Annotated in this window: 1 pseudogene; it reads left to right on the forward strand. The window is 57.5% G+C overall.

Annotated features, from left to right (window positions below):
- Positions 1–499, forward strand: a pseudogene (locus ACWKXT_RS24345) (IS3-like element IS911 family transposase); the annotation flags it as partial.

The following is a 499-nucleotide window of genomic DNA, read 5'->3' on the forward strand; positions in this document are numbered from 1 at the left end:
CAGACGGCAGACGGGCTGTATTACGCAGTCAGGTACTTGAGCTACATGGCATCAGCCACGGTTCGGCCGGAGCAAGAAGCATCGCCACAATGGCAACCCGGAGAGGCTACCAGATGGGACGCTGGCTTGCTGGCAGGCTCATGAAAGAGCTGGGGCTGGTCAGCTGTCAGCAGCCGACTCACCGGTATAAACGTGGTGGTCATGAACATGTTGCTATCCCTAACTACCTTGAAAGGCAGTTCGCCGTGACCGAGCCAAATCAGGTGTGGTGCGGTGATGTGACCTATATCTGGACGGGTAAGCGCTGGGCGTACCTCGCCGTTGTTCTCGACCTGTTCGCAAGAAAACCAGTGGGCTGGGCCATGTCGTTCTCGCCGGACAGCAGGCTCACCATGAAAGCGCTGGAAATGGCATGGGAAACCCGTGGTAAGCCCGGCGGGGTGATGTTCCACAGCGATCAGGGCAGTCATTATACGAGCAGGCAGTTCCGGCAGTTATT

Source organism: Enterobacter sp. UPMP701 (assembly GCF_053709515.1).